Origin of the sequence: Lysinibacillus parviboronicapiens (assembly GCF_003049605.2) — a bacterium.
GTDB classification, from domain to species: domain Bacteria; phylum Bacillota; class Bacilli; order Bacillales_A; family Planococcaceae; genus Lysinibacillus; species Lysinibacillus parviboronicapiens.
The window spans coordinates 408,855-421,799 of the sequence record NZ_CP073713.1; the positions used below are offsets into that span (position 1 = coordinate 408,855).

Sequence of the window (12,945 nt, forward strand, 5' to 3'; positions counted from 1 at the left end):
CGAAATGGACAAGGTTTATGAAGGAATGCTCGGGGATACGCCGTTTTTTGTTACACAATTACAAAGAAAGCATTTACATGTTATTGAAGAATTGCAACAAGAGGTTTATGAATCATTGCATGATCGAAGTATATTGCAGCCACTAAGTACTGAGGAATTTGAGTATATTTTAAGCGGCAATGGCATGATGATGGGCGCTTATGTGGAGGATGAATTAATTGCCTTCCGAGCGTTATTAAATCCTCCTATTGAGGAAGAACATTTAGGTTATGATTGTGGCATTGCCGAGGATCAATTTCATCGAGTATTATATCAAGAAATATCGAATGTCTCACCGAAATATCAAGGCTTTGGTTTACAAAAAAAGTTAGCAAAAGTTGTGATGAATCATATCGATTTAGCAAGTTATGATTACGTTTGTTCAACAGTCAAACCTTATAATATACCAAGTTTAAAGGATAAATTTTCGCAAGGGCTAGTGATAAAGGGTTTAAAGATTAAGTATGTTGATAAATTACGCTATATCTTTTATAAAGATTTACACCACGAACAACCTATCTTTAGTGAAAAAAAATCTCTGCCGATGGGGGATACAAATGGACAACAAATTCTATTAAAGCAGGGCTACTTAGGAACATCGATGTATGAAGAACAACATGATTGGTTCGTTGTTTATGAAAAATAGCATCAGGCACAGAGTAGTAAATTGTTGAATGTCTAAGTGCCATTATTCATGTTGGTTGCTAAGATAAACAAAAAACCTTACCTTTGAAGTGACCCCTAAAAGTTAGACACGGTTATTTCAGGCAGCTTGGGTAAAATGAGTTCGGTATTGCACCGGACTCATTTTTAATTTTGCCTTAATCCGTTTCGTATTATAGTAATTGATATATTTTTCTAATGCTATTTTAAAATGCTCTATACTTTCAAATTCCCTCATTACACTTTAAACTCAGTTCTTTCATGATTCGTTGCACTTTTTTATGATTTACTTTTTGCCCACGATTCGCTAGCTCGTCACGAATACGACGATAGCCATAACGCCCTTCATGTTCTTCATAAATCGCCTTTATTTCTGCTTTTAAATCGGCATCTGGATCTGGTCGATTCATACGTTGTACTAAATCATAGTACGTACTTCGTGGAATGCCAGCGAGTTTTACAAGTGCTATCACCGAATATTTCTGCCTTAACGCATAGACTACTTGTGCTTTGTCCTTATTTTGAACTAAGGCATTCAATTTTTTTAAATACTCATTTTCCATTTCTAGTTGTTTAATACGTGCTTCAAGTGCTTCGGTAGAACCTTCAATTGGTGCTTGTTTCGATTGTTTATTGAATTCTTTTTTCATGGATGGACGCCCCTTTTTCATTGATTGAAGGCACTAATTGTTGAAGGGGCAGGTATCTTAAAAATCGCTGCCGTTTCGATTAAGGACGTACCATTTTCAATCATAAAATTTAGTACATCCATTTTAAACTTTAGTGTGTAATTTGTATATGGCTAAATAAAAGCTTCAACACCATTGTATTCATATTGTTTAACCCATTTAAAAATTGCCTTTTTATCAACCCCCAAAGATTTAGCTATTTTATTAGCACTTTCATTTCCTTTTAATGTGAGGGTAAGGTTTTTTTATCATTTTTTAAGTGGACAAAAACCGCATGCCATTAAACCAGGAATGTCTTTAGAAAAGCAACAGGATTTACGTAAAGGTATATTTACTAAGTTAGTTGGACTTTGGCCGCCCGTATACTCAGCCCACCATGATTTTTGGGAGAAGCGAGACCATGTTTTAGGATTCTCTAATATTTCAATATCCTCCATAGCTTGATCAGCGAGACCTGGATTAGACAACAACATATGATAATGCCACAACAAATACCCGAAGAAATTCTCCCAAATTGTCAGCGGAGATATCGATGTTACTTTACGTAGCTGTTGTACAATGACATGCCCATCATACAGAATCTTCTCAATGACCGCCTGACGTTCATCCTCATTCACATAACGCCAATCGTTTGGATTAACAAACGTAGCGACGGTAAAACTATTAAATTCTTTTGCTGCATCAAAACGAATCTCGATTGGCTTACCATCCCAAACCTCGTCATAGGCTGCAAGCATGTACAGTTGCATGGCGAAAAACATACCGTAACGGCGAGAGAAGTGGGAAATAGCTGCGGTTTCGGTTGCAGCATCTGTAATGCCCATCATTAGGTTTAAAAAATCAGTGTGGTAAAAGTCTTTATGTATATCAGCCAATGTAAATAATGTGCGCTTAGGCTCTGTTGTATATATACTGTAGGAATTTAGTTGTCTAACTTGATCCATCGTTAAAGCTGGCATTGTCATCACCTTTTCTTTTCACTTTATTCTATAAGAGACGTCCGGACTATAAGGCCTCTGGTAGTAGCGCTCAGAGCTTTACTGACCTCCGAATACAATGAATATCGGTACGTCAATGATGATTCTCTCTTCTTAATTATAAATTATTCATTTTTGCTTCACAAATAGTATGATGTGTAGTAATATGCATTAAACATATCTGAAAGGTGGGTTTTAGATTGTCACAGCCATATGCAATTCCAAGACCGCTTGTTCGACTTAATCAGTGGACAATTCTTTTGAGTGTCATCCTGACTTGGACCACAGGGCATGCTTGGATATTAGCGATTCCTTTGGTAGCAAATTTACTTGGAGTAATATGCAATTTTAATCCAATTATTCGATTTGGAAAGTTATTTTTGAAAAAGACTCCATCTGCGTATATTCCAGAGGATGTACAACAACAAAAATTCAATTCGAGTATTGCAAGCTCTTGTTTAGCGGGTGGATTTATAGCATTCCTTTTACATTGGCAAATAGTAGGCTATGTTTTTACAGTAATGGTCGCTATTGCTTCAGCAGTGGCAATTGCAGGCTTTTGTATCGGTTGTTTTTTATATTTTCAAGTGAAGCAATGGCAGTATCGACGCACGCTTAAAAAGGCATTGTAAATCATTTGAGAAAATACTTAAAAAAATTTTCAGATAGTTGTTGACATTTTAATTGATAATGATTATCATTATCGTATAAAGATTATTCCTCTTCTACAAAACGAGTGTAGAGAGGATGGACTTTAGCTACTTTTCTCCAGAAGTTTGCTAGTTCATGAAAACGCTCCTAAAACCCCCCTCATTTTTTGGGAACGTGAAAATCTCAGAGCGACTTATGCCTATATGGATAAGTCGCTCTTTTTTTGATTGTCTTTAGAAAGGGTATTAGTTAATCAGTAACAGGCTGGGTATAGTATAATAAAAAATGGGAATTCAATTTAGAACTAAGTGGGGGAAGTAAATGAAGAAATATTTTTTCACATTCCTCGTAGTTATCGCCTTTTTAACAAACCCATCATCCTCTAAAGCGGAAGTACAGTGGGACGGGGCACAAATTGTCAAGGGGCAAACGGGGAAAATGACCTTTACAAAAGATGTAAAAGTGTACAAGAAGAATGCAAACGGTACGTTTAGCTCGATGACAGTCAAGCGCAACAACTATTTCCGAGTTTATAATATCGAAAAGTATAAAAATAAAACATTTTATTGGATGAGCTCGGGTTATCGTGTACAAGCAACGGATTTAGTTGTTTTTAAGAAAGTACCTTTGAATATCCGCGCTTCTTTTTACGATAATCCCGGCTATATTAACATCAGTCGTCAAGACAATGACTATATCTATGGAACACATTATTTCGATGGTTCTGAATATAGAGGCCCTAGGTATAATCTTTCTATTGGTGAAAATTTATACTACGAATATCTTCGAACTGATGGGCTTACTGAAAAGAGCTATCTTGATGCCACAGATATTCGCATTGCCGAAACAACCAAAAGAGATGAAGGACTCTATAAGCTAACAGCTGATGTACAGCATTTAAGAGGTCCAATAGCTGGAGGAAGCGCAGGGGGGAAGTATTCAAAAGGAACTGTCTTTCAATCGTTAGGACTTGAAATAAATGGATATCTTAGAGTGCAAGTGCTTGGAACATGGGGGGAAGACTTTATTTTTACATATATTCCTGTAGCGTTGCTCCAACCTGTGCAAACTCAAGGGAAACGATATATTCGATATGGGGTTATTGGTGAAGGTAACAGAGAGCAAAAAGAGCTAAAGCGTTTTGATGAAGTGTCGTTATTGACAGAAAAAAATGCCACAGCTTGGGTTGAGATAGGTGGGGAAACATATCACGTACCGAAAAAAGCTCTAGCTACCATCAGACCGAACGAATCACCGATTATTACAACGTCTTTCTTGCCAAACGATACACTTCAGCAGTTAGTGTATGGGAATACGGTTTATAAGAAAATGACCAATAATCGCTTTGAAGCGCAGAAAGAAAATCGAATCATTGACTATCATGAAACAGAACAAACCTTTAATTATGAAATGGATGGTACCAAATATATATTTGAAAAGCCAGTTACAGAAGGCTCGAAAGTGACTATAATGAGGCATGGAATGAAAGAAGAGGAATTTGTTCGTGCCATTCATTACACATTCACAATAACACCAGCAGGTACGTTTAATAATGTTGTGGAAATATCCTCGGTTGAATTTTTCGCACCAGGCTATGGTTTAATCGATGGATATAGCGCCCGACTAATGTCTTATAAATAATATTCCGTTGCTTTTTTGAGTGAAGGGCGGAAATCTTAATAATAGAAAAACAGGTGAGGGAAAACAATTCGTTTTTCCTCACCTGTTTGATTTTAGGGACTGATTGGACGGTCCTTTTTAATCTAAAGATAATGATTGTTCGGTGGAATTCCTTTTGCCGAGTAGCATTGTATAATAGCTATGCAATAGCATACCGACAATGATGACACCGAGTCCGGCAAGTGCAATAGGATCTGGGAAGGCAATTCCTAACAAGAGTACCTCACCGATAATCACAAAAATAATTTCTGTGGATTGTGTCGCTTCCACAGCGGCCAGTTTGCCTTGATGATCGCGTACACGGTCTGTGGCAATGAAAAATAGAATGGTAGCAATGACACCTGAACTAATACCGACTAATAAGCATTGTAGAACTTGGGCTTTTGATGGGAGTCCAACAGTTACGATTGCATAAAACGCCATTACAATCCATGCTGGCATTGATGCAATCGTCATGCCAAGCACGCGTTGAAACGTATCAATTCTTCCACCACAAATGTCCATCATTTTACGATTGCCAAGTGGATAAGCGAATGCTGCTACTACGACTGGTAAAATGCCGAGCATCAGGTTTTTTAAAGGAACGGACTGAGCCTGAGGTACTTGAATCAACAAAATGCCGACTAGAATGATACATGATATTAGTAATGAAATTAACGGGATTTTTTGACGTACAGTTTTCCCAGCGATTACTGACACAAAGAAAGGAGCAAGTAGGACTCCTGCAACAATCGTGAATTGCCATGTACCAGAAACGAGCCAGCCTGGCCCAAATGCTGCTGCAAATGTGAGAGGTGCATAAAATAACACAAAGCCAATAAAACTCCAAAGAAGCCATGCTATAGGCTGTGTTTTCATCTCAGTTGTAAGCTGTGAAAAGCCCTTTCGATAGAAGACGATAACAAGTAAAAATGGCACCATGAAGAAGTACCTTAATGATGCACTCCACAGCCAACTACCTCCTTGCATCTCCATCGCGTGATTCAAAATAAATGTTACAGCAAAAAAAAGAGAAGCTAAAATGCCTAATGCAATTTCTTTCATAACAATTTCACCCCAATTTGAGTTTAACACGCTAACTACTTATGTAATGAGAAAATTCAGTTATTAACATTGAAAAAATTACGAAGAAAGTCGTAAAACCTTCTCCGTAAAGAAAAATTATGTTGTTACTGTTTTAAACAGCCAGCAAAAAGGGTAGTTTATTTACCTTGCTGTTCAAAAAGTTGGACAATTTCAATAATAACTTGCGAAGCTTTCTCCATTGTTTCTGCTGATACATATTCGAACTTACCATGCATATTTTCGCCACCTGCAAAAATATTTGGCGTAGGTAAGCCCATATAAGAAAGTTGTGAACCATCAGTACCTCCACGAATCGGTAGAGTATTAGCTTCAATATCTAATTTTTCCATTGCCGTACGTGCGATGTCAACGATTTCTTTTACAGGCTCAATTTTTTCACCCATATTATAGTATTGATCTTCAATAGTGATAGTGAGTGCATTTTCACCATATTGTGCTTGAATTTTAGCTGCCGCATCAAGCATTATTTGTTTTTTCGTTTCAAATTTTTGGCGGTCATGGTCACGTACGATATAGGAAAGCTCTGTATGTTCAATAGCGCCTTTGAAGTTCATTAAGTGGATGAAGCCTTCATAACCCTCTGTTTTTTCAGGTACTGCATCAGTAGGCATTTCGTTTTGGAAGGCGATGGCCATTGTGATGGAATTGACCATTTTATTTTTTGCCGAGCCTGGATGTACACTCGTTCCTTTTGTAATAACCTTTACACCTGCTGCATTAAAGCTTTCATATTGAAGCTCACCAAGTGGTCCGCCATCCATTGTATAAGCATAATCTGCACCAAATGCTGCAACATCAAATTTATGCGGGCCACGGCCAATCTCCTCATCAGGAGTGAAGGCTACACGTAATTTCCCGTGCTTAATTGTAGGGTTTTTCACTAGGTATTCCATTGCTGTCATAATTTCAGCGATGCCAGCCTTATCATCGGCTCCCAACAGCGTTGTTCCATCTGTTGTGATAAGTGTTTGCCCCATGTAATTTTTTAGTTCAGGGAAATCCACTGGAGACATGACTAGGTTTTCATTTAATCGGATGTCACCACCATCATAATTATCGATACGCTGAGGAAGAACGTTTGTGCCTGTAAAATCAGTAGCTGTATCCACATGCGCTAAGAAGCCGATTGTCGGAATATCTTTATCCGTATTGGCTTCTAGTGTTGCAAATAAATAGCCATTATCATCTAATGTAATATCGGTTAAACCGATTGTTGCGAGCTCTTCTTTAAGTACATGTAATAAGTCAAACTGCTTCTGTGTGGAAGGCGTTGTTTCACTTGTGAAGTCTGATTGTGTATCAATTTTAGCGTAGCGGATTAAACGTTCAATTACTTGTTCTTTCATTGCAATGGCCTCCTAATGGTATATGTCGTGCCAGGCACTCAAACAATTCTGAATTGTTTGAGTGCCTGGCACCTTATTGTATCACTTTACTTCGGATTTCGGAATATTGAAGAATACTTAGTGCAATTAGCAATTGCGCACTATAATATGTCAGCATAATAACTTCGTGTGAAAATGGTAAAGGCATAACGAATTTATTAATGGCCAAATAAGAATCTGATGCAATAAATAGCATAGCACCAATAGTCGCAAAAGTTGAGCCGGTACGAATAGATGTCCAACCCATCATTAATATTACTGAAATATAGGCAAGGACAGCAATGCTTAGCACTGTTTCGCCGGATTTAAAGACTGTACTAGCAATCCAAATGGCCATACTTAAGCCATATACAAGAAGCAAAATTCTCGCCGATACCGGCACCTTTCGCGTGTTTGTGCCTGCAAACGCAAAGATATAAAAAATATGCCCAATTAAAAAACTTGTTAAGCCAAACAAAAACCAACGTAGCGTATAGTCACCGATCATACAAAAAATAAGACCAATAATGATGAGCATTTGATACTTTTTAATGTCTAATACTTTTTGCGTAGCGGCCAATAAAATAATTAAAATCATGGGAATGACTTTAAATATGAGTTTCATACTCTCCGTAATATGGGAAAAGAAAAAAATATAGTAAAGGCCGAGCACAGTAATACAAGTAATTATTATCTTTTTAGCCATGTTTCCAACTCCTTTCACTTGAAATTCTCTTTTTATGTTAAAATTCCTTTGTTTCTATAATATTTTTATGATTGAAACTTTTGCGTTATGTAATCGTAAATAAGTAAGACAGTAAGTGAAGAGAGGGTGAATGGAATGACCAAGCTATTAATAGCCTCAGCAGTCATTGCACTAATTGCGAGTGTTTTATTAACGCCGCTTATAACAAAAAAGCGAGAAGATGGTCAGTCGAAGAAGGTTATCGGATATTTTTTTATTGGAGCCTTTATTCTAGGATTTTTAGCGACTGGTATTACACTGTATGTAACAAAAATTGATGTAAACTGGCTTGTCTTTTGGCCAGCAATCATTTTATTAACATTAGGTGGTGCTCTCTTAGCGAGTGGCATCGAACGAAAAATTAAAGGAACTTTATTTTTGGCAAGTCTAGTTGTTGCAGCATATGTATTATCAGCTCCTTTATGGAATGCAAATGATAAATTCAAATCTGCGGAAATGAAGGAAGAGGTTGAAATTAAACCTTTCGATGAAACACAAACACCTGCTAGTGTGCCGCCAAAGTTTGTCCGTAATAAAATGAAAAAAGCGTTTGGGCAAGTACCAAACACAAGTTATTATGAGTTGGGACGTTTACAAATTCAAAAGGTAAATGGTGAGTATGTTTATATCGCACCAGTTGAATTTTCTGGTTTCTTTAAATGGATGAATGGCGATACGACGCCTGGCTACTTTACAATGAGTGCTACTGACTCCGCAGATAATCCAAAGTTTGTTGCACAAGAAATGAAATACATTCCTTCAGCTTATTTAAATGCTAATTTAGAACGTCATATGCGTTTACAACATCCATTCCTAATTTTTTACGGGGATGTCCAGCTTGAAGTTGATGACGATGGTAAGCCTTACTATATTCGCTCCTACGGAGAATTTATTTCAGCGCGCAATGGCTTTGACGTGCAAGGGATAGTGTTGGTTGATGCATTATCCGGAAAATCAGAGGTTGTGAAGTTAGCGGATGTTCCAGAATTTATAGATGGGGCAGTATCACCTGAAACAGTAAGTCTACAAAATAGCTACTTTGGTAAATATGTTCATGGTTATTGGAATAGTATGTTTGGGAAAAAAGATGTGAAGCTACCTTCAGATGAAGGGACAGAGTCAAATGTCAGCCCGATTTTCGATGAAGCTGGCGACATGTATTACTTCACTGACTTTACAAGTCCAAAAGAGGGTGTTGACTCGATGCTAGGTTACTCGTTAACGAACGCGAGAACAGGGCAAGCTACTTATTACACGGGTAATCAAGATGCTTCTTATATGGATTCTCAAGGGGCATTGCAAATTATTGAAAAGAAATTTATTGAGAAGAAATGGACAGGTGAAATGCCTGTATTGTATAACTTCTACGGTGAAGCAAGCTGGCTAACAGCGGTACTCGATGCGAATGGTTTCCTACAAAACTACTTCATCGTATCAGCAGCAAACCCTGAAATTTCAGCCTTTGCCACAACGCCAAAAGAAGCGTTGAAATTATATAAAACGGCGCTTAACCGTGGTGGAAGCTCGGTCGAAGGTAGTTCAAATGCAGAGGAAAAAGATACAAGTGGGAAAGTGTTGCGCGTTCACAAAGAACGATTAGGCGACTTTACGCTAGTTTCGTTTTTACTGGATAATGGTGAAAACTATTTAATCAGTGCAGAGACAGAACCACTTGCGATTTATTTACAAGCAGGTGATGAAGTAATCCTGACGTATGGAGATACAGGCGAGCAATTCTTACCAGTTCGCACATTAATTATTAAAGGGCTTCAATAATCAAAAAGACGATCAGCGCAATGAAATTAGTTGCAATGATCGTCTTTTTTATATAGTTTGTGAATGAATGTAATAAAGCATCTTTTCATGGTGGTTCGTAAAAAGTGTTGAGGCATGATCATTTAATGCTAAAATTTCTTGAATATAGCCTTGAAGCAATTGATTTTCATATTCGAATGAATGAGCTGTTTCGTTATGTAAAATATGCTCTAATAAGAGGGCATGTAATACAACGACTTCTAGATTTTGTGTATTCGTGATGAATTTTAAATTTAGTATGGACGTATGAGACACGAATTGATCAACATAATCCACTGCATCTTTATAAATAGATAAGTCAATTTGAGGTTCAAGTCGTTTTCTTAATAGCGTACATTCATTATTTAAGTCTTGAATTTTTAAAAATAAACCTCTTATACTTCTTTTATGTTGCTGTTCTAAGGTACGTGCAAGATGTTTATTGACATAGGACATTTGAACAAACTCCCTTCGATATAGAGCACCTTGTATTAATAGTAATGGAATTGTTGGAAAAGGGAAGAGTCTTTTCGTTTAATCTGTACCATAATTAAACCTATCTACTAAGAAAAATTTACTATATCCAAGAGTATCTTTTATAATAATAGAAAAAAGTAGGGTTAATACCATACAATAGTAACCCTACTTTATTGAATATATATTTATTTCCAATTAAAACCTTTTCTTGCTAGGAAATCATTCATGAATGGACGGCGTTGTTCAATTAAAAAGTCAGCCATTTGCTTAGTCCAATTATCGATTTTACGATTTGAGGATCGACTATTATAGTAAGCTTCCAATGTTTCGTTATAAGCTGGTAAAAGTTCTTCATATTTCTGTGCATTATATTCATTTTCATGAAGCACTGCTGCTACTGGTAAACGGGGTTTTACTTCGTTGCGGCGAGCGGGAACACCAATCGTTAAGCCAAACAGTGGGAAAACGAATTCTGGTAGATTTAATAGTTCGCTAATTTCCTCTGGCTTATTACGTACACCACCGATATAGCAAATGCCGTATCCCATAGATTCTGCTGCAATCACGAAGTTTTGCGCGAATAACGATACATCGGCTACTCCAACAAGTACGTTCTCCGCTGAATCTGCAATAATGTCAACGTTTTCTAATTTACCGGCCATTTCTAGGCGTTTGAAATCTACGCAAAAAACAAAGGCACCGCCAGATGTTTCGAATTGGCGTGGATTACCGGATAGTAAACCTAATTTTTCTTTTTTCTCTTCATCGGTTACCCAAACAACACTATAAGCTTGTACAAAATGAGAGGTTGCTGCCATTTGAGCAGTAGCTATTAAATCTTCAACAATCTCCTTTGATATAGGTGTGCCATCGTAAATACGAACTGAAGAATGATTACGTAATAATTGTTTCACCATCATAATTTCTCCTTTTTTCCCTTGTATATATACCAAAAGCATATCACGCTTTTCCTGTAAAATCGAATATATTCCTTATAAGTAATCGGTTAATTTCCAGTTAAAACTATTTTTAAATAATTTATTTTATGGTTAGAAAATCTCGTAAAGTAAAATATTTTGTAAGATATGGCTTAAATATTCTGAATAGTGTAAAATTATGTATGCGACAGATTATTTAATTTTATGCCTTGTAAAATTGGTGGGGAGAACCAAAAAAATAGGGTAAATAATCTAGTTGGAGTAAATACGAATGGGAGGAATAAAGAATGGAAGAAAAGTTAGCGAAAAAACTTCGTAATGAACAGCTACGAAGTAAAGTTGTAGCAGCAGAAGAAGCCGCATCTTGGATTAAGGATGGCATGGTACTTGGGATGAGTGGATTTACACGTGCTGGTGATGTAAAAGTGGTACCGCTTGCACTTGTAGAGAAAGCAAAAACAGAGAACTTCAAGGTAGATGTATACACAGGTGCATCGCTTGGACCAGAAGTTGACCAATACCTAGCAGAAGCCGGCGCAATTCGCAAGCGAGGACCTTACCAAGCAGATTCTGGTATTCGTAACAAAATTAACAGCGGTGACATCGCATATGTTGACGCACATTTGTCACACAATGCTGAACTTGTACGCCAAGGCATCATTGGTCCAATCGATTTTGCCATTATCGAAGCGGCTGCTATTACAGAAGACGGCTTACTCATTCCGACAACTTCAGTTGGTAACTCTCCAATTTTTGTACAAGAGGCTGACCAAGTAATCATTGAGTTAAACGTAGCGCAACTTGATGCATTAGAAGGTATCCATGATATTTACGTGCCAGGTCCTCAAGGTAAACGTGCACCCATCCCTCTGCAGAATGCATCGGATCGCCTTGGTACTATTGGTATTCCACTAGATTTAGATAAAGTAAAAGGTATTGTGATTTCAGATATCCTAGATGCACCATCAACAATTGTCCCAGCCGATGAAGAAACAGATATTATGGCTAACCATCTACTGAATTTCCTGCGCGAGGAAATTAAAGCAGATCGTTTAACGACGAGCTTACGCCCATTACAATCAGGAGTCGGTTCAATAGCAAATGCTGTATTATTAGGATTCAAAGATTCTGAATTCGAAAACTTAGAAGTGTATTCAGAAGTATTACAGGATGCAGTGTTTGAATTAATTGATGCCGGTAAAGTTAGTTTCGCATCTGCTACTTCTATTACCCTATCTGAAGAAGTAGGAAACCGTGTATACGGTAATTTTAAAAAATATGCAGACAAATTAGTATTACGTCCGCAGGAAATTTCTAATCAACCTGAAATTATTCGTCGACTCGGCTTAATATCCGTGAATACGGCGCTTGAATTAGATATTTATGGTAATGTGAACTCTACACATGTATCAGGTACAAAAATGATGAACGGTATTGGTGGTTCTGGTGATTTTGCACGCAATGCACGTCTGGGAATTTTTGTGACGAAGTCATACGCTAAAGGCGGTAAAATTTCAAGTATCGTGCCAATGGTGTCGCATGTCGACCATACGGAGCATGATGTAGATGTTATTGTCACAGAACAAGGTGTAGCAGATTTACGTGGCCTAGCACCAAAAGAGCGAGTTGGTCGCATTATTGATAACTGTGCACATCCAGATTATCGGGAACAATTATGGGCGTACTTTAATGCAGCAAATGAAGCGACAGGTGGTCACCAAACACCACATGATTTAGAAAAAGCATTGTCATGGCACGTTAACTTAGCAAAGAACGGTACGATGAAAGATCCATCCTTTGCTAAATAAAAATATATGTAAAATAAGCCTTGAGGAAGACAAC

Annotated in this window: 12 protein-coding genes and 1 pseudogene; 5 read left to right on the top strand and 8 right to left on the bottom strand. The window is 37.4% G+C overall.

Annotation, left to right across the window (positions count from 1 at the left end; translation table 11 throughout):
• Positions 1-4 precede the first annotated feature (4 nt).
• Entirely contained in the window at positions 5-685 is a 681-nt protein-coding gene (locus C9J31_RS02105; RefSeq protein WP_107948410.1) for an N-acetyltransferase, read from the top strand.
• Positions 686-802: 117 nt separating this feature from the next.
• On the opposite strand, the gene C9J31_RS24385 is transcribed toward C9J31_RS02105, so the two are convergent.
• The 3 genes and pseudogenes from C9J31_RS24385 to C9J31_RS02115 all read right to left on the bottom strand — a co-directional run bounded on the left by C9J31_RS24385 (position 803) and on the right by C9J31_RS02115 (position 2,350).
• Entirely contained in the window at positions 803-940 is a 138-nt protein-coding gene (locus C9J31_RS24385) for an IS3 family transposase (RefSeq protein WP_435528828.1), read from the bottom strand.
• 1 nt (position 941) lies between these two features.
• A pseudogene (locus C9J31_RS02110) lies at positions 942-1,618 on the bottom strand (IS3 family transposase); the annotation flags it as partial.
• Positions 1,619-1,639: 21 nt separating this feature from the next.
• Positions 1,640-2,350, bottom strand: coding sequence for a Fe-S oxidoreductase (locus tag C9J31_RS02115; protein WP_107948408.1), 711 nt, complete (start codon positions 2,348-2,350; stop codon positions 1,640-1,642).
• Positions 2,351-2,568: 218 nt separating this feature from the next.
• Here C9J31_RS02115 and C9J31_RS02120 point away from each other — a divergent pair, with 218 nt between their 5' ends.
• Both C9J31_RS02120 and C9J31_RS02125 read left to right on the top strand, forming a co-directional pair.
• The gene (locus C9J31_RS02120) at positions 2,569-3,000 is read left to right on the top strand and encodes a DUF4395 domain-containing protein (protein ID WP_107948406.1); all 432 of its coding nucleotides are present in this window, start codon (positions 2,569-2,571) and stop codon (positions 2,998-3,000) included.
• Positions 3,001-3,340: 340 nt separating this feature from the next.
• Positions 3,341-4,660, top strand: coding sequence for a hypothetical protein (locus C9J31_RS02125; protein ID WP_107948404.1), 1,320 nt, complete (start codon positions 3,341-3,343; stop codon positions 4,658-4,660).
• 117 nt (positions 4,661-4,777) lie between these two features.
• Here the strand turns inward: C9J31_RS02125 and C9J31_RS02130 are convergent, their stop codons facing one another.
• The 3 genes from C9J31_RS02130 to C9J31_RS02140 all read right to left on the bottom strand — a co-directional run bounded on the left by C9J31_RS02130 (position 4,778) and on the right by C9J31_RS02140 (position 7,855).
• The gene (locus C9J31_RS02130) at positions 4,778-5,743 is read right to left on the bottom strand and encodes a DMT family transporter (RefSeq protein WP_107948402.1); all 966 of its coding nucleotides are present in this window, start codon (positions 5,741-5,743) and stop codon (positions 4,778-4,780) included.
• A 158-nt stretch (positions 5,744-5,901) separates the two neighbouring features.
• Positions 5,902-7,131, bottom strand: coding sequence for a peptidase T (pepT, locus tag C9J31_RS02135; RefSeq protein ID WP_107948400.1), 1,230 nt, complete (start codon positions 7,129-7,131; stop codon positions 5,902-5,904).
• Positions 7,132-7,204: 73 nt separating this feature from the next.
• The gene (locus C9J31_RS02140) at positions 7,205-7,855 is read right to left on the bottom strand and encodes a lysoplasmalogenase (RefSeq protein WP_107948398.1); all 651 of its coding nucleotides are present in this window, start codon (positions 7,853-7,855) and stop codon (positions 7,205-7,207) included.
• Positions 7,856-7,990: 135 nt separating this feature from the next.
• On the opposite strand from C9J31_RS02140, the gene C9J31_RS02145 reads away from it, so the two are divergent.
• Positions 7,991-9,670 (top strand): hypothetical protein, encoded by a 1,680-nt coding sequence (locus C9J31_RS02145; RefSeq protein ID WP_107948396.1) that lies wholly within the window; start codon positions 7,991-7,993, stop codon positions 9,668-9,670.
• A 48-nt stretch (positions 9,671-9,718) separates the two neighbouring features.
• On the opposite strand, the gene C9J31_RS02150 is transcribed toward C9J31_RS02145, so the two are convergent.
• Positions 9,719-10,144 (bottom strand): hypothetical protein, encoded by a 426-nt coding sequence (locus C9J31_RS02150; protein ID WP_107948394.1) that lies wholly within the window; start codon positions 10,142-10,144, stop codon positions 9,719-9,721.
• Positions 10,145-10,350: 206 nt separating this feature from the next.
• Positions 10,351-11,082 (bottom strand): class II chromate reductase ChrR, encoded by a 732-nt coding sequence (chrR, locus tag C9J31_RS02155; protein ID WP_107924541.1) that lies wholly within the window; start codon positions 11,080-11,082, stop codon positions 10,351-10,353.
• Between the two features lie 308 nt (positions 11,083-11,390).
• Here chrR and C9J31_RS02160 point away from each other — a divergent pair, with 308 nt between their 5' ends.
• Positions 11,391-12,911: a succinyl-CoA:acetate CoA-transferase ScpC gene (locus C9J31_RS02160; protein WP_107948392.1), complete on the top strand. Its 1,521-nt coding sequence runs from the start codon at positions 11,391-11,393 to the stop codon at positions 12,909-12,911.
• The last annotated feature ends 34 nt before the right edge of the window (positions 12,912-12,945 follow it).

Excerpts from the sequence above, each read along its gene's own strand:
- C9J31_RS02105 (WP_107948410.1), top strand. The coding sequence starts at position 5 with ATGGACAAGGTTTATGAAGGAATGCTCGGGGATACGCCGTTTTTTGTT.
- C9J31_RS24385 (WP_435528828.1), bottom strand. The coding sequence starts at position 940 with ATGAGGGAATTTGAAAGTATAGAGCATTTTAAAATAGCATTAGAAAAA.
- C9J31_RS02115 (WP_107948408.1), bottom strand. The coding sequence starts at position 2,350 with ATGCCAGCTTTAACGATGGATCAAGTTAGACAACTAAATTCCTACAGT.
- C9J31_RS02125 (WP_107948404.1), top strand. The coding sequence starts at position 3,341 with ATGAAGAAATATTTTTTCACATTCCTCGTAGTTATCGCCTTTTTAACA.
- C9J31_RS02130 (WP_107948402.1), bottom strand. The coding sequence starts at position 5,743 with ATGAAAGAAATTGCATTAGGCATTTTAGCTTCTCTTTTTTTTGCTGTA.
- pepT (WP_107948400.1), bottom strand. The coding sequence starts at position 7,131 with ATGAAAGAACAAGTAATTGAACGTTTAATCCGCTACGCTAAAATTGAT.
- C9J31_RS02140 (WP_107948398.1), bottom strand. The coding sequence starts at position 7,855 with ATGGCTAAAAAGATAATAATTACTTGTATTACTGTGCTCGGCCTTTAC.
- C9J31_RS02145 (WP_107948396.1), top strand. The coding sequence starts at position 7,991 with ATGACCAAGCTATTAATAGCCTCAGCAGTCATTGCACTAATTGCGAGT.
- C9J31_RS02150 (WP_107948394.1), bottom strand. The coding sequence starts at position 10,144 with ATGTCCTATGTCAATAAACATCTTGCACGTACCTTAGAACAGCAACAT.
- chrR (WP_107924541.1), bottom strand. The coding sequence starts at position 11,082 with ATGGTGAAACAATTATTACGTAATCATTCTTCAGTTCGTATTTACGAT.
- C9J31_RS02160 (WP_107948392.1), top strand. The coding sequence starts at position 11,391 with ATGGAAGAAAAGTTAGCGAAAAAACTTCGTAATGAACAGCTACGAAGT.